Annotated in this window: 27 protein-coding genes and 3 pseudogenes; 23 read left to right on the top strand and 7 right to left on the bottom strand. The window is 41.1% G+C overall.

The features are described 5' to 3' along the window. The first annotated feature begins 280 nt into the window (after positions 1 to 280). From L0M13_RS16730 to L0M13_RS16720, 3 genes are read left to right on the top strand one after another with little or no spacing between them, the layout of a single operon-like run. Complete coding sequence (locus L0M13_RS16730) at positions 281 to 799, top strand: RNA polymerase sigma factor (protein ID WP_235197561.1); 519 nt, start codon at positions 281 to 283, stop codon at positions 797 to 799. Next, positions 783 to 1,238: a sigma factor regulator N-terminal domain-containing protein gene (locus tag L0M13_RS16725; protein WP_235197560.1), complete on the top strand. Its 456-nt coding sequence runs from the start codon at positions 783 to 785 to the stop codon at positions 1,236 to 1,238. Before L0M13_RS16730 ends, L0M13_RS16725 begins: the two co-directional genes overlap by 17 nt. Continuing rightward, positions 1,156 to 1,824: an anti sigma factor C-terminal domain-containing protein gene (locus L0M13_RS16720; RefSeq protein ID WP_235197559.1), complete on the top strand. Its 669-nt coding sequence runs from the start codon at positions 1,156 to 1,158 to the stop codon at positions 1,822 to 1,824. Before L0M13_RS16725 ends, L0M13_RS16720 begins: the two co-directional genes overlap by 83 nt. Positions 1,825 to 1,901: 77 nt before the next feature. Here the strand turns inward: L0M13_RS16720 and L0M13_RS16715 are convergent, their stop codons facing one another. Then, positions 1,902 to 3,113 carry an RtcB family protein gene (locus tag L0M13_RS16715; RefSeq protein WP_235197558.1) on the bottom strand — a complete coding sequence of 404 codons (1,212 nt, stop codon included), beginning with the start codon at positions 3,111 to 3,113 and terminating at the stop codon, positions 1,902 to 1,904. A 141-nt stretch (positions 3,114 to 3,254) separates the two neighbouring features. On the opposite strand from L0M13_RS16715, the gene L0M13_RS16710 reads away from it, so the two are divergent. The 4 genes from L0M13_RS16710 (at position 3,255) to L0M13_RS16695 (ending at position 6,482) form a co-directional block, all read left to right on the top strand. Beyond that, positions 3,255 to 3,797: a dihydrofolate reductase family protein gene (locus tag L0M13_RS16710; RefSeq protein WP_235197557.1), complete on the top strand. Its 543-nt coding sequence runs from the start codon at positions 3,255 to 3,257 to the stop codon at positions 3,795 to 3,797. Positions 3,798 to 4,013: 216 nt separating this feature from the next. Continuing rightward, positions 4,014 to 4,847 (top strand): TetR family transcriptional regulator, encoded by an 834-nt coding sequence (locus tag L0M13_RS16705; protein WP_235197556.1) that lies wholly within the window; start codon positions 4,014 to 4,016, stop codon positions 4,845 to 4,847. Positions 4,848 to 4,897: 50 nt separating this feature from the next. Then, a complete protein-coding gene (locus L0M13_RS16700) occupies positions 4,898 to 5,962 on the top strand; it encodes a DmpA family aminopeptidase (RefSeq protein WP_235197555.1) in 1,065 nt (354 codons plus the stop codon). Between the two features lie 31 nt (positions 5,963 to 5,993). Beyond that, positions 5,994 to 6,482 (top strand): hypothetical protein, encoded by a 489-nt coding sequence (locus tag L0M13_RS16695; protein ID WP_235197554.1) that lies wholly within the window; start codon positions 5,994 to 5,996, stop codon positions 6,480 to 6,482. Between the two features lie 241 nt (positions 6,483 to 6,723). On the opposite strand, the gene L0M13_RS16690 is transcribed toward L0M13_RS16695, so the two are convergent. Continuing rightward, positions 6,724 to 7,839, bottom strand: coding sequence for an IS4 family transposase (locus L0M13_RS16690; protein WP_235196374.1), 1,116 nt, complete (start codon positions 7,837 to 7,839; stop codon positions 6,724 to 6,726). A 275-nt stretch (positions 7,840 to 8,114) separates the two neighbouring features. On the opposite strand from L0M13_RS16690, the gene L0M13_RS16685 reads away from it, so the two are divergent. From L0M13_RS16685 to L0M13_RS16675, 3 genes are all read left to right on the top strand, one after another. After that, entirely contained in the window at positions 8,115 to 8,675 is a 561-nt protein-coding gene (locus L0M13_RS16685; RefSeq protein ID WP_235197553.1) for a hypothetical protein, read from the top strand. Positions 8,676 to 9,297: 622 nt separating this feature from the next. After that, positions 9,298 to 9,711 (top strand): hypothetical protein, encoded by a 414-nt coding sequence (locus tag L0M13_RS16680; RefSeq protein WP_235197552.1) that lies wholly within the window; start codon positions 9,298 to 9,300, stop codon positions 9,709 to 9,711. A 10-nt stretch (positions 9,712 to 9,721) separates the two neighbouring features. After that, entirely contained in the window at positions 9,722 to 10,225 is a 504-nt protein-coding gene (locus L0M13_RS16675) for a hypothetical protein (protein ID WP_235197551.1), read from the top strand. Positions 10,226 to 10,636: 411 nt separating this feature from the next. On the opposite strand, the gene L0M13_RS16670 is transcribed toward L0M13_RS16675, so the two are convergent. After that, positions 10,637 to 11,098 (bottom strand): immunoglobulin-like domain-containing protein, encoded by a 462-nt coding sequence (locus L0M13_RS16670; RefSeq protein WP_235197550.1) that lies wholly within the window; start codon positions 11,096 to 11,098, stop codon positions 10,637 to 10,639. A gap of 23 nt (positions 11,099 to 11,121) precedes the next feature. Then, positions 11,122 to 11,514, bottom strand: a complete 393-nt coding sequence (locus L0M13_RS16665) for a DUF5412 domain-containing protein (RefSeq protein WP_235197549.1) — start codon at positions 11,512 to 11,514, stop codon at positions 11,122 to 11,124. A 164-nt stretch (positions 11,515 to 11,678) separates the two neighbouring features. Here L0M13_RS16665 and L0M13_RS16660 point away from each other — a divergent pair, with 164 nt between their 5' ends. The 7 genes and pseudogenes from L0M13_RS16660 to L0M13_RS16630 all read left to right on the top strand — a co-directional run bounded on the left by L0M13_RS16660 (position 11,679) and on the right by L0M13_RS16630 (position 18,926). Further along, a complete protein-coding gene (locus L0M13_RS16660) occupies positions 11,679 to 12,002 on the top strand; it encodes an ArsR/SmtB family transcription factor (protein ID WP_235197548.1) in 324 nt (107 codons plus the stop codon). 134 nt (positions 12,003 to 12,136) lie between these two features. After that, positions 12,137 to 13,369: an MFS transporter gene (locus L0M13_RS16655; protein ID WP_235197547.1), complete on the top strand. Its 1,233-nt coding sequence runs from the start codon at positions 12,137 to 12,139 to the stop codon at positions 13,367 to 13,369. 205 nt (positions 13,370 to 13,574) lie between these two features. After that, on the top strand, positions 13,575 to 14,243 hold the full coding sequence (locus L0M13_RS16650) for a response regulator transcription factor (RefSeq protein ID WP_235197546.1): 669 nt from the start codon (positions 13,575 to 13,577) through the stop codon (positions 14,241 to 14,243). Next, positions 14,240 to 15,243, top strand: a pseudogene (locus L0M13_RS16645) (sensor histidine kinase). Before L0M13_RS16650 ends, L0M13_RS16645 begins: the two are co-directional and overlap by 4 nt. 217 nt (positions 15,244 to 15,460) lie before the next feature. Then, positions 15,461 to 16,227: pseudogene (locus tag L0M13_RS16640) on the top strand (ABC transporter ATP-binding protein). Next, positions 16,217 to 18,205: an FtsX-like permease family protein gene (locus L0M13_RS16635; RefSeq protein ID WP_235197545.1), complete on the top strand. Its 1,989-nt coding sequence runs from the start codon at positions 16,217 to 16,219 to the stop codon at positions 18,203 to 18,205. Before L0M13_RS16640 ends, L0M13_RS16635 begins: the two are co-directional and overlap by 11 nt. A 241-nt stretch (positions 18,206 to 18,446) precedes the next feature. Next, positions 18,447 to 18,926 carry a YrvL family regulatory protein gene (locus tag L0M13_RS16630; protein ID WP_235197544.1) on the top strand — a complete coding sequence of 160 codons (480 nt, stop codon included), beginning with the start codon at positions 18,447 to 18,449 and terminating at the stop codon, positions 18,924 to 18,926. A 145-nt stretch (positions 18,927 to 19,071) separates the two neighbouring features. Here L0M13_RS16630 and L0M13_RS16625 read toward each other — a convergent pair whose 3' ends face one another. Beyond that, positions 19,072 to 19,461 carry an RDD family protein gene (locus tag L0M13_RS16625; protein ID WP_235197543.1) on the bottom strand — a complete coding sequence of 130 codons (390 nt, stop codon included), beginning with the start codon at positions 19,459 to 19,461 and terminating at the stop codon, positions 19,072 to 19,074. Positions 19,462 to 19,737: 276 nt separating this feature from the next. On the opposite strand from L0M13_RS16625, the gene L0M13_RS16620 reads away from it, so the two are divergent. Together L0M13_RS16620 and L0M13_RS16615 are read left to right on the top strand one after the other, a co-directional pair. After that, complete coding sequence (locus L0M13_RS16620; protein ID WP_235197542.1) at positions 19,738 to 20,037, top strand: hypothetical protein; 300 nt, start codon at positions 19,738 to 19,740, stop codon at positions 20,035 to 20,037. Between the two features lie 114 nt (positions 20,038 to 20,151). Further along, complete coding sequence (locus tag L0M13_RS16615; protein ID WP_235197541.1) at positions 20,152 to 20,772, top strand: hypothetical protein; 621 nt, start codon at positions 20,152 to 20,154, stop codon at positions 20,770 to 20,772. Positions 20,773 to 20,801: 29 nt separating this feature from the next. On the opposite strand, the gene L0M13_RS16610 is transcribed toward L0M13_RS16615, so the two are convergent. After that, positions 20,802 to 21,098, bottom strand: coding sequence for a DUF2651 family protein (locus L0M13_RS16610; RefSeq protein WP_235197540.1), 297 nt, complete (start codon positions 21,096 to 21,098; stop codon positions 20,802 to 20,804). A gap of 126 nt (positions 21,099 to 21,224) precedes the next feature. Here L0M13_RS16610 and L0M13_RS16605 point away from each other — a divergent pair, with 126 nt between their 5' ends. Then, positions 21,225 to 21,593 carry a hypothetical protein gene (locus tag L0M13_RS16605; protein WP_235197539.1) on the top strand — a complete coding sequence of 123 codons (369 nt, stop codon included), beginning with the start codon at positions 21,225 to 21,227 and terminating at the stop codon, positions 21,591 to 21,593. A gap of 168 nt (positions 21,594 to 21,761) precedes the next feature. Here the strand turns inward: L0M13_RS16605 and L0M13_RS16600 are convergent, their stop codons facing one another. Next, entirely contained in the window at positions 21,762 to 21,995 is a 234-nt protein-coding gene (locus tag L0M13_RS16600; RefSeq protein WP_235197538.1) for a hypothetical protein, read from the bottom strand. A 408-nt stretch (positions 21,996 to 22,403) separates the two neighbouring features. On the opposite strand from L0M13_RS16600, the pseudogene L0M13_RS16595 reads away from it, so the two are divergent. The 3 genes and pseudogenes from L0M13_RS16595 (at position 22,404) to L0M13_RS16585 (ending at position 24,056) form a co-directional block, all read left to right on the top strand. Next, a pseudogene (locus tag L0M13_RS16595) lies at positions 22,404 to 22,801 on the top strand (cytidine deaminase). 215 nt (positions 22,802 to 23,016) lie between these two features. After that, a complete protein-coding gene (locus L0M13_RS16590; protein ID WP_235197537.1) occupies positions 23,017 to 23,511 on the top strand; it encodes an RNA polymerase sigma factor in 495 nt (164 codons plus the stop codon). Beyond that, positions 23,508 to 24,056, top strand: coding sequence for a zf-HC2 domain-containing protein (locus L0M13_RS16585; RefSeq protein WP_235197536.1), 549 nt, complete (start codon positions 23,508 to 23,510; stop codon positions 24,054 to 24,056). Before L0M13_RS16590 ends, L0M13_RS16585 begins: the two co-directional genes overlap by 4 nt.

The raw sequence follows: 24,056 nt of genomic DNA, 5'->3' as shown, positions 1-24,056 counted from the left end.
CATCTCCTTCTTTCTTTACTCTACATATTAACTGCTAATAAAGTTTCATTTTTCTAAAAAAAGGAAGATGAACCATCGTAAATCGAATGGTAAAGTAGAGAAGACTCTACAGTTTCCTGTTATCTTTTATTCCAAAAGTAAAACCGATAGGGAGAGCCGAAGCTTCGCAGCTTCGCTTCTCCTTTTTCTATGCCTTCAACTGAACGGCATAAAATAATTTCAGAAACGATGTTAACTTTTTACAAATGAAAATGTCTTATAAGCGGAAGGAGGGGAGCAATTGAATCCTCGGGAAGAGTTGATGGCAGCATTGCATGGAAAGACAGACATCATCTTTAAGTATTTGATGAAGATCGGCGCGAGCAAAAGCGATGCGGAAGATACCGTGCAGGAAGCAGTGTACCGGCTTATACTGTACATCGATTCAGTGGACGGGGCAAAAGCCTATAGCTGGCTGTTCCGGGTAGCCGTCAATCATTATTACGATTTGTGCCGGAAACAGAAAAAAGAAATACATACGACTTTCGAGAATCTTGAATTTGTCGATGACTCGTTTTTGCCGGAAGATTTTGTCCGGCAAGGAGAGATGAGAAGTGAAATTGAGCAGGTGCTCGATCAATTGCCTCCTCTCCAAAAGCAATTATTGCTCATGAAATACGAAATGGAATTAAGTTATGCAGAGATTTCCGAAATGCTGGACTTGAATTTAGGGACGCTCAAAACCTATCTGTTCCGAGCGAGAAAAGCGTTTAAGGAACAGTACGAAAAGGAGATGGCAAGACATGAAAGGTTCTCATAAAGAAAAAGAATTAGAACAGCTTTTTAAGCAGGATCCTTCCAATGATTCATTTGGAAAGATCATCAACAAAGCCAAAAGAAGAACGGTTTTTCGGAATGTATTAATTTCTGTTGTAGTTCTGGGTTTATTGACCATCGCTTCCGGAATTGCTTGGCTATCGATTATGAGATGGCACGAATCCAATGCGTTGCGGGACATTGAATTATTCAGCCAGATCACCGATCCGAATATTGAAGAGATGGGGCCTCAGCAGCAAAGCAATGGCTTGTTTGAAAGCATTTTAAGGTTCGAACGCTATAAAGTGATTGAAGGAATTCCGGTTGATTGGAGCGAAGAGACGATGACCTACAGCCTTTTTGGCGGGGTCAAGCGGGTTTACCGGCGACCATTCCTATATCACAGTGGAAGACGAAGAAACGGAGCTGATGAACTATTATGACCGGGAAACGAAGCAGCGTGTGCTTGGTTTTTATCATCCGGAAGTGGAATATGCCGGACTCGCAGATGGACTAGGCGAATTGGAAAGTTTCCCAGAAGAAACGTCCGCCGAAATCGCCTTGTCTTTTGACCAAGCCTATACGCCCAAGGAAATCCGGGAAAGTTTGCCGGAAGACGTCACATTAAAATGGTATTGGATTGACACGTATTCCCCGGATGATCTGGAACGGATGAATCAAAAATTCGAAGGGGAATTCGTTAATTCCCCGGAACTTTCAGATCAAGTGTATGGCATCGAAGAATTTTCTTTTGACGAAGACATCTTTACCGAAGAAGAACAGCCGACAAGCGAAGAGGGGTTTGTGGATAGGATCCAAGACGGGATGACGCTTGAAAACGGTAAATATTACAGCGAATACAAACGAATCCATGACCTGTTAAAAGGTGAAGGCGAACGCTTAACGGCCGATGATGTGCAAGTCGTCGGTGCAGTCGTAACGGGAACGAAAGAGAACCTGCAAACTTTAGAAGACATGCCGATGGTGCGGGCATCGGCCTTAGGCGTCACAGTGAATCCTTATCAATGAAGTCCTGCATTTACAGAAATAAAAGCATTCTCTAAAAAAGAACGGCTAAAAGGATTATTCCTTAAGCCGTTCTTTTTTCATTTTCTTCTCCAGCCTTGGAATTCCGCTGCCTTGAAATTATAGACAGGTTTTAGAATGGACTGGATCTCGATGGTTTCTTGCGTGTTTTGGATAATTTCATTCATCGGTTTGTATGCGAATGGCGACTCGTCAAGGGTGTCCTGATTCACGCTTGTCGTGTAGACGCCTTTCATCGTATCGGTGAAATCATCCAATTGCAGCAGCGCTTTGGCTTTCGTCCGGGACAGAATGCGGCCAGCGCCATGCGGTCCGGACTGGTTCCAGTCGTCGTTGCCTTTGCCTTTAGCAAGAAGGGAGCCATCGCGCATATTGATGGGAATCAGCACAAGTTCATCTTTTCTTGCTGAAATGGCGCCTTTTCGCAAAATCATATGGTCCAAGTCAATATAATTATGGACGGTATCGATGCGCCCAGCTTCTTCAAAATTCATCGCTTCCAACAACACCTGCATCATCGCTGCCCGGTTCCATTTGGCGTAACTCTGGGCAATCTTTAAATCGTTGAAATAATCTTCCATGAGGGAACCCTGTAGATAAGCAAGATCATTCGGAATGATCGGCTTCGCAGATTTATAAGATTTCATCGCGGCTTGAATTTCCCGCTCTCGTCCTTCAGCTTTTAGCTGGGCAATCATTTCATTTAATCCTTCTTTATCGCTTGTCAGGCTTTCAATGGCTTTTTTCTGGTGGTAATTCGCAACGCGTACACCTAAATGACGGCTGCCGCTATGGATGACCATAAACAGGCGGCCATCTTCTGTTTGGTTCATTTCAATGAAATGATTGCCTCCGCCAAGCGTGCCGAGTGAAAGAGCGGCTGCTTCTTTTGAAAAGTTGGCCAACACTTTCTCAAGGTCGATGTGGCTAATATATTCATGAGCGGTTTGTCGAATCGATTGGCCGGAAGGAACGAGCGTCTGGACAGCTGCATCCAGTTTCGCAAAATCCACATCGGCCTTTTTAATTTCTACACAAAGCATTCCACACCCAATATCTACGCCTACTAAATTCGGAACGACACGGTCAGTCACTTTCATGGTTGTACCAATAACCGCACCTTTTCCAGCATGGCAATCCGGCATAATACGTACATTTGCTTCCTTCGTTAGTTCCTCGTTCAAAAAACCTTCTATTTGAGACACCGTCACTTCATCGATATTATCTGTAAAAACTTTGGCGTCACTATAAGCACCTTTAATGATTTTCATGTTGATCTCCTTTCTGAACTATGATTCCAACTAATAGAACCACTAAACTATTATTTTAAACGAAAAGGAATTAAAATAAAGAAAATTCTAAAAGCAGCGATCGATAATCTTTTATTTAATAAAATTTAAGGAGGAAGCAGGATGGCAAAAGTCTGTTTTGGAATGATCATGTCGCTTGATGGTTTTGTGAACGACCGGAACGGAGGAATGGACAAACTGTATGCCAGCTTTGAACCGAACAAAGAAATCAATGACATGATGGCAAGAACGGGATCGGTCATTCTTGGTCGCCGGACATTCGATTTAGGCGAACCGGATGCCTACGCAGACAATTATGAGTTTCAAGTGCCAATCTTCGTAATGACCCATCATCCACCGGTAACGCACCCGAAAGAAAACGGCCAATTAAAGTTTACCTTTGTCTCCGATGGGATTGAAAGCGCAGTCCAGCAGGCAAAAGCGGCAGCAGGAGAAAAAGATGTGCTCATTCTCGGTGCGGATGTTTTCCGGCAAGCGCTGAAAGCCGGACTTGTCGAGGAACTGCAAATCGCAATCGCGCCGATCCTTCTTGGAAAAGGGCTGCGGCTTTTTGAGCAGTTGGAAGAGCTTGAAATCAACTTAGAGAAAATCCGGACCATTGAAACCAGCCGGCAAGTGGAAATTTACTATAAGTTAATCCAATAATTCGGTGGAAAGAGAAGAAACTGCAAGGCCGGGGTTTCTTCTTTTTCATGCTGTCCTTTTCCTTTTGAGCAATGGGCCTAGCTTCTTTTTTCTCCATTTTTAGTTGAATTTATCGGTGGAGAAATTCAATGGTTTTTGAGACGTGCTGGCAATCTTCACTCGTACTACGTATATTTAGGGGAGAAGATTTATAATTAAGATAATAGGGGGATCCGCTTGAATACAATATTACATACAGAGGTATTATTAAGTGAAAAAGAAGCAGTATTGAATTCTTATAGACTATATGACGCTGATTGGAAAGACAAATATGGATTGGTGCTTTTGGTAAAAAGAAAGCAGAAAATATTTATACTTTGGGACGGCTCTTCTTCAGAAATTCCTGTAAATATGAGTTATCCTACTGTCCGGTGGGTGGATAAAGAAAGAATTTTGCTAATCGATACCAGAAATGATGCAGATAGGCAAAATGCTTTTATCCTGAAAAAAGATGGCAGTATTTACTCTTCCTTTAACGTGGGTGATGGCATTGCCGATGCAGTTATTGGGGCAGAAGGGATATGGATCAGTTATTTTGATGAAGGTATTTTTAAAGAAGAAGGGCCTTCGACTGAAGGGCTTGTGCTATTTGATTTTGAGGGGAACTCAGTTTTCAGCTACCATTCAGATTTGCCGGAAGCTCCATTTATTAGCGATTGCTACGGATTAGTGAAAGGGAAAGGAGCCGCCATTTGGTTATTTCCTTACACCGAGTTCCCTTTGGTCCAAGTTGATGCTGGAAACTTCACATCTTATGAGGTGCCGGAAGGTTTGCATAGCTCAACTGCTATTTCTGTCAGAGGAAATATAGCTTATTTCGTTAAAGGAGCAGGTTCAGAAGAAGTATTATACAGGTGGGAAATCGGCAACACGCAAATCCAGTCAATTGGCAAGGGGCAAGGCCAGCTTAGGGGGCTGGGGCCACAAGAAAGTGGTCAGTTCCTTTCAGTCTGCCACTCTAAAAATGAGGTTCTGCTCTATACGATTCCAGATGAACAAAATTATCAATAAATATTGCACAGATAGAGAGGGAAATCTGAAACAAGAAAAGAGGGAATGAGATGTTTAATCAAAAAAGAATCCGCGATTACGGTGTAGAAATCGGCCGCCTCAAAACAGGAGCGCGAAATGCGATCACCGATGTAGAAGGTGTTACAGTCGGGCATGTGACGCTCAGCGGTGCAAATATGCAGACGGGAGTTACAGCCATCGTGCCGCATCCCGGAAATCTTTTTAAAGAAAAACTGATTGCTTCGAGCCATGTGATCAACGGTTTTGGAAAAACGATGGGCGCAATCCAGATGGCCGAACTCGGTACATTGGAGACCCCGATTTTGTTAACGAACACCTTAGGCATCGGAGTGGCAGCCGATACGTTAATCGATTACATGATGGAGCAAAATCCGGAAATTGGACGGACCACAGGAACGGTCAATCCGGTAATCGGGGAATGCAACGATATGTTCTTAAATGACATCCGGGCGAAACACGTAAAGCCGGAACATGTACGCGAAGCGCTGGAAAAGACGTCAGCTGAATTTGAAGAAGGGGCGGTTGGGGCAGGAAGAGGGATGCTTTGCTATTCGCTGAAAGGCGGCATCGGTTCCGCTTCGCGCCTCATGGAATTGGCGAACGGAAATTACACAATCGGTGTTTTGGTGCTATCGAACTTCGGTATTTTAAGCGATCTGTTGGTCAAAGGCAAAGCGGTAGGCGAAGAAATGAAAAAAGCGATGCTTGATTCCCATAAGGAAGAAGACAAAGGCTCCATTATGATTATCGTGGCGACCGATCTCCCGGTATCGGAACGGCAACTGAACCGGGTTCTCAAACGTTCAGTGGCCGGCTTGTCGCGAACCGGTTCAATCATTACGAACGGCAGCGGCGAAATCGCCATCGGCTTTTCGACAGCGACGAAAATTCCGCATGAGAAACCTTCGCAGCTTTTGGAAATTAAGCAAATCCATGAGGAAGAAATGGATATCGCTTTTCGGGCAGTAGGCGAAGCGACAGAAGAAGCTGTGTTGAATTCAATCGTGACAGCAGAAGCGGTAATTGGACGGGATGGAAACCATCGGCCGGCTTTTAAAGATTTGATTGACGAATTCGGCATTTCACTTATTTAACAAGAGGAGCCAATGTAACGGGAGGAAAAAGATGGACAGGGAAAAGGATGAGGTAAGGGAAGGGTTAGGAAGTTACAAAGGAGGAGTTCTCCTATCAGGTGGAATGCTCATAGCTTTGATCATTCTCAATGACCAACTCTACCGTAACGTAATGAATTTAAGTTTGCCGATTGTCCTAATTGTGCTGCATGTGCTTATTTTCAAATATTTGATACCGCAGAAGCGGTATATAACTTATGCTGGCTTCCTGCTAATACTGGCACTGGCCATTTACTTGGCCCTCCCGGCACTCACACAACAGGAGGCTCAATATAAAGCGGCAGGTCGCTATCAGCTGGAACAAGTGGAGGCGACGACGGTTCCGACGCTGCCCGTCAACTCCTGGAATCCTTTTGAAGCGGACAGTGCCTACTTTTTCACCGGGCAATCACCAGAACGCGAACAAATTTATTTGTTGGTGAACCCGGCGAATGGAAAAGTGGTTTTAAGCGAGCCTTACGAAGGATTTGGAGTTGAATAGAGAGATAATAGGTTCGGAAAGCCCCGGCTACTCGGCGCATTTTAAATTGATTTACGAATAAACACAAAATCATTAGTTTCTCTTCACATAATTCCACTAGTGTTGCATAAATAATGACGAAATATTCAGTCACAACGTTTCAATTATTTTTGCCAAAAAGGGAAGCACCCGAATAAAGGTAGCACTGTCCATTTGGTAAATTTATACATTTCGGCAGAGGCGACAATGACAGAACAGCTTGTTACGGAACCTTTTCACTTCCGATTTTCCGAAGCCAGTACTGGGGATTTTTCCAAAGGTTGGCGACCAGTACACGCGAAATTCGTAAGATCGACACTCTACTGTTCGTGTCCATTTGAACAAGCACGTTCAAGCAGTAGGCAATCAAAGCAAGGTACACCTGGTTTTTCACGGCGTTTTCGCTTTGACCATAAAAATGCTTGATTTTCACGTGCTGCTTAAGCCATTTGAAGAACAGTTCGATGGCCCAACGGTTCCGGTAAATATCACTGATTTCCTCTACGGAAATATCGAAGCGGTTGGTGATCAGACGCAACACATCGCCTTTTCCATCTGGGAGAACGATAATTCGGAAGACATTTTCTGTACAATTGGTGGCGTTTCCCACGAATGCCATCGAATCGGAAACAGCATCGCTTTCTTCCGGAAGTTCAAATGTTTCGACTGAATGGATGACGGCTTTGTTTTTCAATCGGGAAACGAAAAAGATGCCGTCATCTGTGAAGGTATCAAAGCGTTCATAGTCGATATAGCCGCGGTCAAAAACATACATGGCTTCCTTGTCGTCCACCAGCACTTCCAGCTGATTGCGATCGGATTCCTTGGCATGGGTCATGACTTCTTTGTCCGGATAATGCGTTCCGTATTCATCGTAAACCAGTCGCAGATGCAGTTTGATCCCCGCTTTGGTTTTTCGGAATTCCGCCCAGTTGAAATGGTTCACATTCAAAGGAAGTGTCGTGGAATCAATGATTTTTAACAACATGCCCTTTTTCGGCGCTCGCTTTTGCGCGGCAATCTGGCTGACCAGCTGCTGGAAAAGATTCGACAGAATCGCTGGATCCAACTTGTTGTTTTTACGGGAAAGCTGCGACACACTGATGGACTTCACGCCAACCGCCCGCTGAAAATCGGCGTTCGTTAACGCTGCTTCAAGCGCATGAAGACTATCCGCCTCGGTCAATTGCGCGTGCAGCATCAGCAGCGTATACGCCTGTGTCGTCAGTTTTTTCGTGTACCGGTCTTGCCCGTGAATTTTCACGTTTTCGTTGAATTTCTCAAAATTAATGGCGTGAAGCCATTTACCAAATGAAGTTTTTCGTGTATTCTTGTCCATGCGTGAGTCCTTTTTATTGGATTTGGACAGGAACTACCTGACCTTTCCATTATAAAGGACTTTTTCTTTTGGTTTTCATCGGTTTTTGAATGTTTTATGAATTCCTAATCTTCAAAATCAATTAATGCAACACTAGTGACATAATTCATATTAAAGATAAAGAGTTAAAAAAGACTGATATAGGAAGACTCCTTAAAAATAGAGTTAAAGGTTGTATTTTTCATAAAAATGTTACTTTGTTTAAGTAAAAGTTTCCAAAAAAAGGGATTTTTCAAATGTTTTTAAAGAACAAGACAGTAAAATCAGTTGGATTGTACACACTAATTTTCTCTGTTTTTCTAGCATCCATTTCACCGTTGCAAATTCAGGCCAACGCCCAAGTAGCCACTTCTTCTGAAGAATTTACTGTTGAGGAAGAACGTCAAATTGAAGAACTTGCAGCTCAACTAGAATTTTTGATGGAAGAAGCTCTAATTATTGAAAATGGCGAAAGAACCTTTGATTTCGAGAAGATCGAAAATGAATTTGGAAAAGAAGTGAAAGATGAAATCAAAATGTTAACTGTCGATGCCCAAGTCTGGCAAGTTCAACCCGGAGCCATTACACTGGCTGCCAATCAACCTTGGAAAGACTGTATGGTAGGTGCTATTAAGGACCATTTTGGTGTAGCGCTTGTCACAGCTGCGCTTGAAGGTGGGTTATGGGCATACTTAGAAAAGAAAGCCTATAAGGAGGCTGCAAAACTACTCGTTAAGTTCGCAGTAGGTACAAATGCTGTTGGAATAGCTGGTACACTTATTTATTATGGCGGTAAATGCACATGGAAACACGGTTGATCCATACTAATTCCTTCCAGGAAGAGGTGAAATTTTGAGACTAGATAAACTAATGTATACGATGGCACATATTATCACGCCTATATCGCTACTGGTAATTGGAATCCTTTGGGGACACTTCGTTTCAGAAAAACCGATTGGGATGAACCTAACAGATAATCTATCAGTCATTGCAATTTATTACATAATCATTAGCGTGATTTGGACGCTTAATTTAAATACCATTCGCGAATTAGCAAAGAAAAATGAAAAATAGGAAGTCTTAAAAAATACCGACGGAAATTTTCCATCGGGATTTTTTTAAATAAAGAGCGCCGCCAAGGAAAAGCGAACGCAGGAGAATCAACGATCTGAATGTATCTTTTTTCTCGCAATTTCAGTTTCGCTCGTTTTTTTGCTGAAGTCAATGGAATCAGGATTCTGAATGTAACTTAATTAGGATTATGTTACATTCAAATCTAAATTTTAATAATAATTTTTAAGTTTTTTATATATTCAAAAAACTTTTTTACTTTTATTAAAAATATATTTAAAATACAAAATGTAGGAGGTTGTTGTAGTAAAAAGAATTTTTGTATATTTTTGTATTTTTTCAATAATCCCTGATTAGGAGGAGTCCGTTATGAAAAAATTTGTAACGGTTTTTTTGACCTTATCTTTGTTGCTTGTTACTCTTTCGTTCACAAATATGAATCAAGTTTCGGCAGCATTTCCTACCTGTGATTTATATTCTATATCTAACAATCACTCTGAAGGGGATTCAGCCATTTATGAACCAATTTCAGAAAAAACAGTTGAAGGAATTGAACTCACTGTAGTTGAAGATGGAGACGTAAGTATCCAAGCCTGTGGAGGAATCAAAAGAATGACTACCTCTGATATTTCGCGAACAGGAAGTACGGCGCATCGTATAAAGGACGAGTACGGATATGACTCGAAATTTGATTTGTATAAGGTAACAAAAACGGGCCAAGTTGTTATCGTACGGATAACAACAAAAGCCATCGTGGAATTTACTCATTACTTCGTTAGATAGGAGGAATTTCTTGGATTTACAGCATTTTATTTTAAGTCTCTGTTTTTTTTCTGAACCAAAATCCTTTATAGATCCTGAACCTGATAAAGATGTCAAAGTTTTCAACCATCAAGACATTAATGAGCTCCTGAATACTTCAGCCACTTTTCATTTCGACAGAGGAGAACCGAACTTCTTCAGCCAATACGGAAAAGCTTCTTATGCATTTTGGGCTCATTCTTTTTATTTGGAAAAAGAAGAAATTGAGGGCTTAAACGACAGTCACGATGCAGCAATTAAAAAATTATTTGAAAAACTAAAATGGTACTTAACTGAAATGAACATAACTGAAAGACAAATTATTAATGTAAAAGAAATATATAATTGCAGGTGTGAAGTTCTATTGGCAGTTCCCATTTCACCAAGTAAAACAACCTTTAAAATTACAAAAGAAAATCTAAAGACCTTAGTAGACGTTGGATTAGACTTTAGCTATTGGCCTCTTGAAATAAAGCAATTGAGTCAATTGAAGTAAGCCCATTTTTTGTATTCTTTCTCTTCTCATACATAATTAATTCTATTCAATATGTTTTAAATCTAAGTTTTAAAATCAATTTTCGAATGTAACTTAATTCACAATAAGTTACATTCAGAACTAAAGAAAAAAATCAAATAGCTTATTCCTAAAACAATTCGCTAATCACAACTAGAAAACCTATAAATGCTACAAATATGTATAGATACCCTACTGTTTTCATTTCATTTCTCAAGTGTTCTATACCAAGTGATAGAAAAAGAACATCTGTAAAAATGCACACTTTTCATCGCATCTTTTTAAATCTGTCAGCCGAAGGCATCCAAATCCTTTTGAACAACCAATTGAGTATACCGAATAGAAAACCGGAAGCTAAAAAAATGAATAGAATAAAAGGATTCATAGAAAGCATTACGGACTCGAATAATTGAATTCCGCTGCGATGCCTCTAGCACCGAACCGTTTGATGACGCGGTACCTGCCCGGTTCAACGGCTGACTCTAATTCGTTGAGGGAGTATGTTTCTTTTACCTCCTTACCAGACGGGAGGATGTGGCCTTCATCCGTAATTCCATAATCTTCATTGAACTGAAGGTAATACCAGGTGCCTTCAATATTCTTCTCAACGGAGAAGCCCTTGCCGTATGAAAGCTCTTGCTCTGTATGGTTCGTATAGATGCCGGTGATTTCTTTTTCCGTAATCGGATAGTCGTTTTGCTCTAGTTCGAGGGACAGGCCGTCACGAGATGACGGAATCTCTTGAGTTTTTGCTTCAATCAAATTGTTTTCTGAAGCGGGTTTTGCAGATTCTTCTTGGCAAGCGCTCAAAAAGCAAATCATGAGTAGGATGGATGAAACGAGAACAACCTTCATCTTTGCTGAACCTCCTGTTTTATTTACTGGTTTCTAAAATCGAATGTGTCTTTTGGAACATCGAGCTCTTTGCCATTGATCACCACAGTATCTTTGTCTTTCCAGACGATATGGGCGGTTTCTTCCCGGTAGTTCCAATAGATATTCTTTGATTTACCGTTCTTTTCGTTGAATACTAATTCCCCGCGAACGGCATAAGAAGTCGTCGCTCCGCCATTGGCCACATACATTTTCACGGTATACTGGCCATCCGGCGATGTTTCCTCTGTAAGAAATTCCCCGTCGGGCAGCCTTCCCATATCGAAGAAGGCCCAATGGATTCCATATCCAACGACTGCAAAAATGAAGATGAAGGCAATCAACGCCGCTTTTAGAAATGGATGTAGTCTCTTCTTTGTTAAATCAGGCTTTCTCATCATTCAAATCCTTTTCTGGCCATAATTTTTTTGCTTATAAATAGAGATTCTCTTTTGACCAGTAAAGTTCCTTTATAAGTGAGGTATGTCAAAGAAACTAGGAGAATACAATTCTTAAAGCTAATGCATTGACATATCGAATTAAATCGATATACCATGGGTACATGGATAATTTAAATGTGTTAGATATATTTAAAGCATTGTCGAACGAAACCCGGCTTAATATTTTGAAATGGCTAAGAGAACCAGAGAAGAATTTTCCTGTGCAGCAAGCGCATTTGCCGAAGGAGGTAAGTATTAAGGGCGGCGTATGTGTAGGAGATATTCAAGAGAAAGTGAATTTATCTCAATCAACAGTTTCCCACTACTTATCGCTTATGCAAAAAGCGGGTTTGCTGGAAGCTGTGCGTTACGGACAATGGACTTATTACAGACGAAATGAAGAGACATTGGCGAAAGTGGCGAAATTCATTACAGAAGAAATTTAGCGCATCGCCTTGTCTTTTTTTAAGTTCTTATATCGACATTTTTAGATATATCTATATTCGTAATCTATTTTGAATGGGGATGTAAAGATTCATTCTTATGATAAAGGAAATCAGCAACTAGGAGTGAATTTTTCATGACCACCGATGTAAAAAAAGAACGATTAAACACTAAACAGAAAGTATTGGCCTTCACGCTGACGCTTTTAACTTTTGTAATGGGCACCAGTGAATTTGTGATTGTCGGCCTTTTGACAGAAGTTTCTTCAGATTTGCAGATTAGCCTAGCAACTGCAGGCACCCTCGTATCGGGATTCGCCATCGCTTATGCGATTGGGACGCCTTTATTGACGGCCTTTGTCAGCCGGTTTCCGAAGTATCCATTGATGCTGACCTTGATTTCTTTGTTCATTATCGGGAATGTTATCAGTGCATTATCCGGATCTTATGAACTTTTAATTTTTTCAAGAATCATTACGGCTGTGGTCAGCGGCGTATTAGTGGCTCTTTCCATGAGCATTGCCAGTGATATAATGCCGGAAAATAAAAAAGGGCCGATCATTGCTTTGATCTTTGCCGGGTTTACGATTTCAAATGTCATCGGCGTTCCTTTAGGGACCTTGATCGGCCAGCTTGGAAATTGGCAGCTGACTTTCTGGTTCACCACAGCATTAGGAGTCATCAGCTTGGTGATGAGTATTTTTATCCTCCCAAGAAAACTAAAAGTAGCGAAAGCATCGGCCAAAGAACAACTGGCTTTGCTGTCTAATCCGCGGATGATTTTGGCTTTCTTTATCCCGACATTTTCCATTGCAGGGACATATACGATTTACACGTATATCACACCGATATTGGAAGAAGGCATGGGTGTTTCCAAAAGCTATGTGAGTGCGATCTTACTGGCTTACGGAGCCTTTTCCATCCTTAGTAACGTATTGGCAGGAAAAATTGCCAGCCAGAACGGCATCAGCAAACTTCGCTTTGTTTTTTTTGTCCAGGCGCTAATTTTAGGTTCTTTGTATTTCACGATGGAATCCACTTTTATGGGATTGATCAGCCTGATGTTGATGGCTGTGATGATTTATGCGATGAATGCGACCATTCAATTGTATTTGATGAACTTGGCTGTCGTCTATTTCCCTTCAGCGAAAGATTTCGCGTCTTCTTTGACCCCGGTTGCGGTTAATATTGGCATTGCACTTGGGGCAACATTGGGCGGGTATACAGTGGCAAATGGCAGCTATGCCGATCTCGCTTGGGTTGGCGGTTTATGTGCTTTGGCAGCTTCTGGTCTAGCCTACGCAAGCTACCGTTTGGATAGGAAAAACAGTTACTCGCATGCAGAAGTGTATGAAGGATCGGATTTATAAAAGAGAGAAACCACCTTGCAACTAGCAAGGTGGTTTTTTGTGAGTAAAATCCAATGCAATTGAAATATGGACCATTTTGCAGATATTGTTATAAATGAAGGCTCATGGTATAAGTGTAAAAGAATCCAGAAAAGAGCATTCCATTTTGCTGAATTTCTCTTCGGCAATGACCAACTCATTTAAATATCCGTAAGGAAGTGAACCCATGCCGAAAATAGTAATTATCGAAGATACAGAAAAAATCAGAGAAGAACTGAAAACTTTTTTGCTGAGATACGGCTACGAGGCAGTAGCACCAACGAATTTTGAACAGATCATTTCGGATACGCTGAAAGAAGAACCGGATCTCATCCTATTGGACATTAACTTGCCTGTATTCGACGGATATTATATTTGCCGGGAAATCCGCAAAGAATCCAATGTGCCGATTATCGTGGTAACGAGCCGGGACAATGAAATGGATGAATTGATGAGCATGAATTTGGGCGCTGATGATTTTGTCACCAAACCGTATAATACGCAAATCCTTTTAGCGAGAATTGAGAACATCTTGAAAAGAATGCAGGGAGCAGCGATTCAGGATGTCCACGTTTACAACGATTTGAAACTCAATTTATCGAACGGGTCGGTTTCATATAAAGGGGAAACAGCCGAGCTGACGAAAAACGAACTCAAAATTCTTTCGTGTTTATATAAAAGCAAAGGCAAGATTGTCTCAAGGGACGACCTTATGGACTTTATGTGGAACGCAGATGCTTTTGTCGATGATAATAATTTATCCGTAAACGTAACCAGATTAAGAAAGAAACTGGAAGGCCTGGGCATGCAGAAAAATATCGAAACAAGACGCGGCCTCGGATATATACTGCCATGAGTTTAAAAGAATACATCAGCGATAAGCTGCCATTTCTGCTGTTTAATGTGATATTGTTCACTTTAGTGAGCGGGCTTATGCTCTTGATTAAAATGGAAGGTGCTTTCATTTTTCTGATGTGCTGCATCTGGTTTCTTCCCCTGCTTGCCTATATCACCATTGAATTCTTCAAACAGAAAACTTTGTATGACGAGTTAACCAGCATTTTGGACCATTCGGATAAAAAATACCTGCTCTCTGAAATCATGGAGGAACCCAGCCATATTGAAGGGAAGCTTTTATATGAGGTGCTGGGCGAGGTGAATAAAGACATGCACGAGCATGTGAAAAGTTACCGCGACCGGGAAAATGAGTATCGGGAATATATCGAAACCTGGGTGCATGAGATCAAGACGCCAATTGCCTCTACACGGTTGATCATCGAAAACAATCAAAACCCCACGACACGAAACATTGGCGATGAAATAAAAAAATTGAAGAATACATTGAACAAGTTCTTTATTATTCGCGGAGCAACCAGGTCAGCAAGGATTACCTGATCAAAGAAGTGGCGCTGCCTGACTTGATCAGGAAAGTGATCAAGCGGAATTCACGGGACTTTATCAGCAAAGGGATTGCGGTTGATATCGAGTCCGTAGAAGGCGCCGTTTACAGTGACGCGAAATGGCTGGAATTCATCTTGAACCAATTAATCGGAAATGCGGTTAAATACATACAGGGACAAAATGGAAAAGTGGAGTTTGAGACGGTTCGAAATAAAACCAATCTGGTCCTTTCCATAAAAGATAACGGCATCGGGATTATTGAAAAGGACCAAGAGCGGGTTTTTGAAAAAGGATTTACAGGAGAAAATGGACGGAAGTTCGGGGGATCTACGGGCATCGGCCTTTACTTATGCAAAAAGTTAGCAGATCAGCTTGGCCTTGAAATCGCTTTGAGTTCCGAGCTCGGAAAAGGCACCACCGTCAGCATCGTTTTTCCTTTAGGAAGCGCCACTTAATACAGAGAAGTCTTATAAAAACGGATTTATGGCTCATGCATAGCATCGGCTGTAAATCCGTTTTTCTGTCGAATCTTGCAGGAATGTAACTTAAATAATAACAAAACAAATACGCATTCCAACTGGCAATTGATAAGATACAAATAAGAAAGGCTTCTGTAAACAGATAAAAGGAGGCCAAAGCCAGTCCAGACGTGAAGCTAATGGAGGAAAAAGGATGCAAAACATACTAAGTGTAGAAAAAATTGAAAAGTATTACGGCAACAAAGGAAATGTCACGAAAGCGATTGATAATATCAGCTTCCAAGTGAAAAAAGGGGAATTCTTAGGAATCATGGGCCCTTCCGGCAGCGGCAAGACCACGCTTCTGAACTGCATTTCGACTGTAGACAATATCACTACGGGGAACATCACAATCAATGAAAAAAACATCACGAAGCTGAAAGGAAAGGCTCTGGAAAAATTCAGACGGGATGAACTGGGCTTTATCTTCCAGGATTTCAACCTCCTGGATACATTGACTGCGTATGAAAACATTGCGCTCGCCCTGACAATCCAAAAGCGGAAGCAAACGAAATCGATCAACTGATCAAAGACGTGGCAGAAAAACTGGATATTGCCAAAGTGCTCAACCAGTATCCATTTCAATTGTCTGGCGGGCAGAAGCAGCGCGTAGCTTGTGCAAGAGCGATGGTGACGGAGCCTTCCCTGATTTTAGCCGATGAGCCGACGGGTGCCTTGGACTCCAATTCTTCGAAATTGCTGTTGGATTCGTTTGAAAAGCTGAACCGGGATTTTCACTCCACAATCATCATGGTTACCCATGATTCGTTTACGGCAAGCTATGCAAACCGGATTCTTTTTATCAAAGACGGGCGGGTGTTCAACGAACTTGTCCGCGGCACTGACACAAGAAAGGAATTCTTCAACAAAATCATTGAAGTGGTGACTTTGCTTGGAGGCGATATGAGCAATGTTCTCTAAAATAGCCGTTAATAATGTGAAAAAAAGCTTTAAGAATTATTCCATCTATTTTCTGACGCTGACCTTGGCCATTTGCGTATTTTACAGCTTCAATTCACTTGAAGATCAAAATATCATGCTGGAAATGAATCAAGATAAAGATTTTATGCTGAACTTGAATTATTTTACGACGGGCATGTCGGTGTTTGTGTCTTTTGTGCTTGGCTGGCTGATTATTTATGCGAATAACTTTCTCATAAAAAAGCGGAAAAAAGAAATGGGCGTTTACATTACGCTGGGCATGTCAAAAGGGAAAATCTCGAGCATCTTGATTCTCGAAACGCTATTGATCGGCGTTCTCTCTCTTTTAGTTGGACTGGTACTTGGAATTATCGTATCCCAAGGCATGGCAGTCATTACAGCTAATATTTTGTCGGCAGATCTCGGGAGATACAAATTCGTCGTCTCGATGGAGGCCATCGGCAAAACCGTGATCTATTTTGGCATCATTTATACCTTGGTCATGATTTTCAATCAATTTACCATTTCGAAATACAAACTGATTGATTTGCTGTATGCAGCGAAGAAAAACGAAGAGGTAAAGGTAAAGAATGCGTTTGCTTCTATTTTGATCTTCTTTTTATCGGTGGCGCTGTTAATGATCGCCTACAATCTGTTTCTGACGAAAGGCATGGCTGCTGATAAAATTGAACTGCTTATCATTGTTGTGCTGGGTGGCATTGGAACCCTGCTGTATTTCTTCAGCCTTTCCAATTTTTTCATTCAGATTGTGCGGAAAAGCAAACGGGTGTATTTGAAAGACATCAACCTATTTGTATTAAGGCAGATCAATAATAAAGTAAATACGAATTTCCTGTCGATGACCGTTATTTCGCTGCTGCTTTTTTTGACGGTCACTTTCCTGTTTATTGCTTTTAATGTAAAAGGAAGCATCGACGAGAAGTCGGCAGATAGATCGCCTTTTGATGCGTCCGGCTACCTATCTTCAGAGAGTGAAGCGGGTAATATGGAAGAATACTTGAACGCAATCGAGTTCCAGTTTGAAGCGGATGAGAAGCATGTCTTCTACGACGCTTATGAACTGGAAGTGCCGCTAGAGGAATTGTTGGCCGCTTATTTAAATGAACAGGAGCAGCTGGAATTAGAAGCTGGGTTCATGATGAGTTCTGTTCTTAAAGTTTCGGATTATAATGCACTCCGGGAGCTGATGGGGCAACAGCCTATTGAGCTAAAGGAGAATGAGCTCTTTGTAGTGTCGGACTCTGAGCCGGTGGAAATAGCATTGGCGGAATACCAGGAAAATAAAAAACCTTTTATCTTGGAAGACAAAGCTTTTGCTATCAAAAACGAGTCCCCTGCAAAAGAGGATCTCCGAGTCCCATTAGTCGGCGACTTTCTATACCTGATTGTTCCGGATGAAGTTACGGAAAACATGCAGTTAGAGTCGACGCGTTTTAATGTGGTATACGGTAAAGCCGATTCTGGAAAATCAGAAGAGAAATTCTCGACTTTTTTCAAAGACTTAGAGTCAGGGAAATACAAAAGCTATTTCTCCGTTTCAGCTAGTGGCGAAACATGGAAGCAATACTTGGATAATCGGAATGCTCCTGCTGCAATCGTTGTTTTCCTCGGGCTGTTCTTAGGACTGATTTTCATCATCACCTGTGCAGCGGTGCTGGCATTGCAGCAATTATCGGATGCGAGTGACAGCCTGGAGCGGTATAAGTCGCTGAAGAAAATCGGCGTCACGGAAAACATGATCAACAGTGTCATCTGGAAACAAACTTTTATCTATTTCATGCTGCCATTGAGCATAGCGGTTATCCATACCATCGTCGGCATAAGTGGATTCAGAGAATTATTAAATATTAGTTACCAAAATATCATCGTCGGTTCTTTGCTGGTAGGAGTCATTTATGGAGGCTATTTTTATGCCACTTACCTAGGTGTCAAAAATATCGTGAGAAACAGCAATTGACGGCATGAAAAAACTTCGCACCCTCTTTGTGAGAGCTGCGAAGTTTTTTCGTATATTAATTTTCAGTGAAAACTGGTACGTTTGAAGAACAATGTAGGATTGAATGATAAGCAATTCAGGAGAAACGGAGAGAAAGAGAATGGGAAATGTTAAATTGATGAGCGGTTATCAGCAGCAGGAGGGGCACTTTAAGTTTCCCATTACTTCTCATTGTTAATGGGAGAAGGAAACTTCTACCGAGTTGAAGAATAAGAAGGAGGCGATACCGATAAAAAAATTCATCCCAATTGGCATCACCCTAGGAATTGTTCTGGTAATAGCAGCAGGATTTGCATTCTTTGAATACATCTTGTTAAAACTTCTTGGTTTCCAATATGATTCGATTCATGCTTTGATATTTTTCTTTGTCATCTATCTGTTCTTGGAGTTGCCAATTTCGCTTATCGCAAATGCTGTGCCAAAAGCGCTAAAGTCGCTGAATATGATCCATTCGAGTAGAGGGTGGCTGGCGTTTGTGCTGCAAACAGCTTCAACTTTCGGGTTAATTGCCGCTATTGACCATTTCATGGAAACGATCTCAATCAGTTGGCAAGGAGCTTTCCTGTTCGCTTTATGTGCAGGTCTGATCAATTTCATCGCGAGAAAAGATGAGCCGGAACCTCTCGCAGCGGGTAGCCGTGAATTTCGTGAAATCGAAAGGAAATTCGACTCCAAGAGGTAAGTGGAGAGCGCGCGGTTATATAGTAGAGGAACAGTTTTGTGCTAGGGAATTTTAATCAGGTGTCCAATACTTATATAAAATAAAAAGGGCTGTCCTAAAAGTCATTTCCAAGACTTTTGAGACAACCTCTATGTATTCATCCATTTTAGACTTCTTTTACAACGGTTTCTGCATACACGTCATGCGGGAATTTCGCGCCGCTTGAGGCATTGTATGTTTTTCGATCTTTAAAATACAGGAGAGAACTGATGGTATCACGGTGAACCATTCGTTTTATAATCTGTTCAGGCGTCAGTTCTCCTCCGTTTTCACTTTGAACTTTGATGCCCGCAGCTTTTTGCCCGATGGTCTGGCCGCTTCTGCGCAGCTGTGCGTATTCCAATCCGTATAATGCAAGAGCCGGTGCTGCAACCGTTTGGACAAAGCTGTTTTTTATTTTCTTCTTCACAACTTGCTCCACTGCCGCAGACACAGCTGTGGAAAATACGGTATCAATCAAAATGCCTTTTACTCTCTTTTTCATTAGACTATCCATTTTATTCATCCTTCCCAAATTCGTTAATGATTTTAGAACAGAAGCTTTTAAAATTCCGGATACATTGAATAATGGAATTTATAATTCCTTACCCTACTATACTGGTTATATCTAAGAAAGTTTCATTTTCATCTAAAACAATAGAGTTTTTATTGGATGTGAAAGTTGCCTGTAAAGATTTCACAGCTCTTTTCTCAAAAGATTTACCTGTAAGGATACCAATATGCCTATAAATACAATTAGATGAAACCACTCTCAAGATTTGGAGGAATTAGCATGCAGAATGCACATATAGTCCATCACAAATTGGTAAAGATAGGCGGATTTTTCTTCTTTTTTGTCCTTGCATTTCTATTAATGAGAGAGGGGTTCCATTTACTCGATAGCATGAAGCACGTGGACGGGGCAGGCATCGGTGTGTATTTTCTTTTCTTTGAAATAAATGATCGAGTCCTTACGAGTGATATTCAGTTTTACGCCATCGGTTTTTTTGTTGCCGGTTTTGCAGCGATTATCACGCCTTTTGTTTTATTCCGTCATAAGGTTTTAAAATATATTATTTCTGTCTGGTCTTAGAACTTATTTCAGTGAAGAAACGGTCCGCGATAAACCGTTTCTTTTTTTATTTTCTGAATCTTTATAGAAATTTTTACGTATTAAAAAGAGGTGAAAAGAGAGATGGGGATATGGATGGATATGTTTACAAAGGGGTTTGTTAAAAATACGATCAGGACATTCTTATTATTAAGTCTGGTAGGTTTATTCATCGCGGGATGTTCGCCGAAAGCGGTAGAAAAAGAAACGGAAGTTCCGGATGCGACAGAAGAGATAGATCGCAATAGAGAAGCGGTTCAAGCGGTGATTGAAAAGGAGTTTACGGCGCCGGATAATGATTACCGGAAGCTGCGGCAGGCGACGATGATCGCGCAAAGCCAGATCAAAGATCCTGCAAATTTTGATGCATTGATGGAAGAGCCGGTATATCAAGAGTTTACGGCATACATGGAAGAAATTTATGCGGGGTATTTCACGGATAACGGCTACGTGAATTTCATCAATACCGCTCCTGCTTTTATGTACAGTGTTTATGAAGGGGATTATCAACTGATGCCGGCCGCTATCGAAGTTACGCAGAATGAACAGGAGCCGACTTTATACGATTTCACATTCCAGGTGACTTATACAAACAAAGCAGAAACCGAAGAATTCAATTTCGCGGGGAATGCCATGGTACCAGAGGAAGGGAAGATCGGCTCGATTCAATTTGAAGATCAGGACGGATTGCAGACGAAACTGCTTGAAGCTCATTAATCATGAAGAAAAATAAAGACAGGCGGCTATTATACGTCCGCCTGTCTTACGTTAATGATTTGTTTTCTAACAGATACAACAATCCAGCAAAAAACCAGTGAGATAGCGGGCAGTATTAGGTTCCAAGGAGAGTAATAGAGCCCTACGTCAAAATCGTAGCTAGTGAAATACCAAGTTTCAAACGCCAGATTTAATAGAAGCGTGACCAATGGACCGACAAAAATCTTTCCGGTTACGAGAGATACGACGATGCCTAACCCAATGACTACAACAGGAAGAATGACGAGCTGAAACAGGAAAGGGTCTAAAGAGTTGATAAAGTCCATGGATTGCCTCCGTCTAGTTTGATAGAAATCCATTATACCAAACATTTCCTTTTTTCAGTGGGAAAGTTAAGTTGAAACTTTCTTCAGAGTTTTAATGTCTAATCGGAATAAAGGAGGTCTTACATAGTGAAAAACAACCCGATTGTCCACATCCTCATTCTCACTGCATTAGTTGCAGGTGCCTGGAGCTGGTATGACTCAGGCTTAGGTCCGCCTGAACAGCCGATTCAGCTTGTTGCCTATAATGATTTAACAGATGAGGAGGAATCGTTGATTCCAATAAGCCCAAAAGATTCAGAAGTGGAAATCGCGGCAGTGGATGATTACATCAAAAGTGTAATTGATCCCGCTTATTCGAAAAAAATTCTTTACAAAGTTACTTACAACCATACGGAAACCCCATCCAAAGGAAATCTTGTCCTATTTGTAGATATGGATAAAAAATCGGTAGTGAGCAGAAGGTTTGATGAGAAAAGTGTGGCATCTCTTGAATAATTGAATATCTTTTTCTTTGAGAACTGTCTCGAACGGTTCTTTTTTATGATCAAATGTAAAAGGTTCTTTATATTTCTATGATAGGATGGATTTTCTCCAGACCTCAATCAGCTATGATCCAGTGATCTCTTCACAAAATTTAGTTATCCTATGACAAAAAGAGTGGAATTAATCACCGCCACCGCCGCCACCATCAGATCCTCCATCGGATCCGCCGTCGTAATGACTCGAATCTTCACTGCCCCATCTATTGTCTTTTTCCTCGTAGTCTCCATGATAATCACTCGAACTACTGGAAGTCGAGGATTTGGTTTTTCTGAATTTCGCTTGTTCAGAAGAGCGCCGATCTGCCAGCAAACCGAAGATAATTATTATCGCAATAAAACCAACTGCATAAGCCATTGAAATTCCTCCTTTGGTTGGACGCTGCGTTTACTCTTGTTTTAAAAATTCCTACGTAACCGATTGGTGTAATAGCATCGAATTTTGAATCTTTTTAATCAATCAGTATGATCCTTCCAAAAATCCAATTGCTTTCAGACTTTCAGAAGTATGATTTTTATATAAAATCACTGCCTCATGAAGAAGTTCTTTCTACTGTCTACTACGTATAGAATTATCTGGAAGTTTCACTTTTTTATTTAGTTAAATGAAATTAACCTTCAGTAAGCTGCAAAAAAATAAAGCAAATAAGCTTTAACACAATTGACTATTTTTCCAATAGACTGTAAAATCAATAGTCCTGCCAACTGTGTGTTGGCGTCCAGGGAACTGTGAAAAGTTCATTCTTCTATGAAAAGGATGGAGATTATGAATAAAGAACAATTGATGGAAAGCGCTCGCGGATGAAAGAAAAAGCATACATTCCCTATTCGAAATTTCCGGTAGGAGCCGCTTTATTGATGAAAGATGGAACCGTTATCAACGGCGTAAACGTGGAGAACGTGTCTTTAGGCGCCACAAATTGCGCTGAGAGAACCGCTATTTTCACAGCCGTAGCGCAAGGATACAAAAAAGGCGATTTCCAGGCGATTGCAGTAGCGGGGAACACGGAAGACTACCTTCCGCCTTGCAGCATTTGCAGACAGGTTATGGCGGAGTTTTTCTCGCCTGAAATGCCGGTTTATTTAACGAATGAGAAGAAAGAAATATTGGAATTAAAGCTAAAAGAATTATTGCCATATGCTTTCTTAGATTTAGAAATGTAAGATCTGGACCATCAAAGGAATTAGAGAAAAGGAGTAATCCCAAGAGTGATTTGGGATTACTCCTTTTCTTTTTGGGCTAGGGTATACAAAACATTTTTAAAACTTTATTCTAGAGAAATCGTTGAAATGATAGAAGGAAAATTAATTTTAAAATAATTGTAACGAAATAGAAGGCCAAGGTATTAATACTAAGAACAGGGAAAGTGAGGGCCGCCATGAACCAGCTTGAAAAGGAGTATGAAGAAATCCAACCGAAAATCTATGCATTCTTTTACGCCAAAACAGGCAATCGGGCAACCTCACAGGATCTCTGCCACGATACGTTTTACGAGGCGTGCAAAAATATTGCGTCATTCAATGGCGAGTCCACTTTATCGACATGGATGTTCGCCATTGCGAACAACCTCTTGAAAAAGTTTTACCGCAAAAACAAATATCAGCAAAATTTGATGGAAAAGCTAGCAGCGATTCCGGAAGCAGACATCCACTCGGTCGAAGAGTTAACGGAAATCAATGAAGATGCAAAAATGCTGCTGCATCATATCTCGAAACTCGATGATGCGGCGAGGGAAATTTTACTTCTGCGGATATACGGAGAATTGAGCTTTGCAGAAATTAGCGTGCTGATCGGCAAATCCGAAAACTACGCACGCGTTACTTTTCACCGGTTGAAATTGAGGATTCAAAAAATGATGGAGGTGACTTTATGAACAAAGATTGTGCAATCGTACAGGATTTGCTGCCTTTATACGAAGAGGAATTGCTTCAAGAGGAAACGAAAAAATTTCTGGAAGAGCATGTGCAAAGCTGTGAAGAATGCCGCCGAATTGCGGAGCAGTCGCAAATTCCGCTGCCTGCACACGTAAAACCGGGGGCTTCTTCAAAGAAAATGATCCAGAAAATAACCGTGCGTTTAACAACGATCCAAATTTTCTTCGTGGCCATCGCCTTTATACTTGCAATGAGCACGACCATCATAAATGACAACAAAACTTTTATCCTGACCTATGCCATTTTAGGAGCGGCGACTTACCTGTTTTATCGTTCGGTGCTTGTTGCCGTTTTGCTTGCAGGCGTCCCGAATTTCATTTGGAATTGCTTGCTTTACATGACGGACTGGTTCGGCGAATTTTATGCGGAGAGCTTTTCGGAAGCTCTGCAATTATCACTGTTTTCTTTAACTGTCCATCTCGTGTTTACGTTTATCGGAATCGCCATCGGCTTTTGCATCCTTAAAATAAGAGAGGAACATTGA

The sequence above is a fragment of the Planococcus sp. 107-1 genome (genome assembly GCF_021513255.1).
Taxonomy (GTDB): Bacteria; Bacillota; Bacilli; order Bacillales_A; family Planococcaceae; genus Planococcus.
This window is presented reverse-complemented; position numbering and strand designations above follow the sequence as displayed.

Bases quoted from the DNA above. Each gene is read 5' to 3' on its own strand.
- L0M13_RS16600 (WP_235197538.1), bottom strand. From the start codon at position 21,995: ATGGCTTATGCAGTTGGTTTTATTGCGATAATAATTATCTTCGGTTTG.
- L0M13_RS16725 (WP_235197560.1), top strand. From the start codon at position 783: ATGAAAGGTTCTCATAAAGAAAAAGAATTAGAACAGCTTTTTAAGCAG.
- L0M13_RS16655 (WP_235197547.1), top strand. From the start codon at position 12,137: ATGACCACCGATGTAAAAAAAGAACGATTAAACACTAAACAGAAAGTA.
- L0M13_RS16690 (WP_235196374.1), bottom strand. From the start codon at position 7,839: ATGGACAAGAATACACGAAAAACTTCATTTGGTAAATGGCTTCACGCC.
- L0M13_RS16710 (WP_235197557.1), top strand. From the start codon at position 3,255: ATGGCAAAAGTCTGTTTTGGAATGATCATGTCGCTTGATGGTTTTGTG.
- L0M13_RS16670 (WP_235197550.1), bottom strand. From the start codon at position 11,098: ATGAAGGTTGTTCTCGTTTCATCCATCCTACTCATGATTTGCTTTTTG.
- L0M13_RS16700 (WP_235197555.1), top strand. From the start codon at position 4,898: ATGTTTAATCAAAAAAGAATCCGCGATTACGGTGTAGAAATCGGCCGC.
- L0M13_RS16685 (WP_235197553.1), top strand. From the start codon at position 8,115: ATGTTTTTAAAGAACAAGACAGTAAAATCAGTTGGATTGTACACACTA.
- L0M13_RS16695 (WP_235197554.1), top strand. From the start codon at position 5,994: ATGGACAGGGAAAAGGATGAGGTAAGGGAAGGGTTAGGAAGTTACAAA.
- L0M13_RS16680 (WP_235197552.1), top strand. From the start codon at position 9,298: ATGAAAAAATTTGTAACGGTTTTTTTGACCTTATCTTTGTTGCTTGTT.
- L0M13_RS16715 (WP_235197558.1), bottom strand. From the start codon at position 3,113: ATGAAAATCATTAAAGGTGCTTATAGTGACGCCAAAGTTTTTACAGAT.
- L0M13_RS16620 (WP_235197542.1), top strand. From the start codon at position 19,738: ATGCAGAATGCACATATAGTCCATCACAAATTGGTAAAGATAGGCGGA.
- L0M13_RS16590 (WP_235197537.1), top strand. From the start codon at position 23,017: ATGAACCAGCTTGAAAAGGAGTATGAAGAAATCCAACCGAAAATCTAT.
- L0M13_RS16660 (WP_235197548.1), top strand. From the start codon at position 11,679: ATGGATAATTTAAATGTGTTAGATATATTTAAAGCATTGTCGAACGAA.
- L0M13_RS16625 (WP_235197543.1), bottom strand. From the start codon at position 19,461: ATGGATAGTCTAATGAAAAAGAGAGTAAAAGGCATTTTGATTGATACC.
- L0M13_RS16635 (WP_235197545.1), top strand. From the start codon at position 16,217: ATGTTCTCTAAAATAGCCGTTAATAATGTGAAAAAAAGCTTTAAGAAT.
- L0M13_RS16665 (WP_235197549.1), bottom strand. From the start codon at position 11,514: ATGAGAAAGCCTGATTTAACAAAGAAGAGACTACATCCATTTCTAAAA.
- L0M13_RS16615 (WP_235197541.1), top strand. From the start codon at position 20,152: ATGGATATGTTTACAAAGGGGTTTGTTAAAAATACGATCAGGACATTC.
- L0M13_RS16650 (WP_235197546.1), top strand. From the start codon at position 13,575: ATGCCGAAAATAGTAATTATCGAAGATACAGAAAAAATCAGAGAAGAA.
- L0M13_RS16585 (WP_235197536.1), top strand. From the start codon at position 23,508: ATGAACAAAGATTGTGCAATCGTACAGGATTTGCTGCCTTTATACGAA.
- L0M13_RS16610 (WP_235197540.1), bottom strand. From the start codon at position 21,098: ATGGACTTTATCAACTCTTTAGACCCTTTCCTGTTTCAGCTCGTCATT.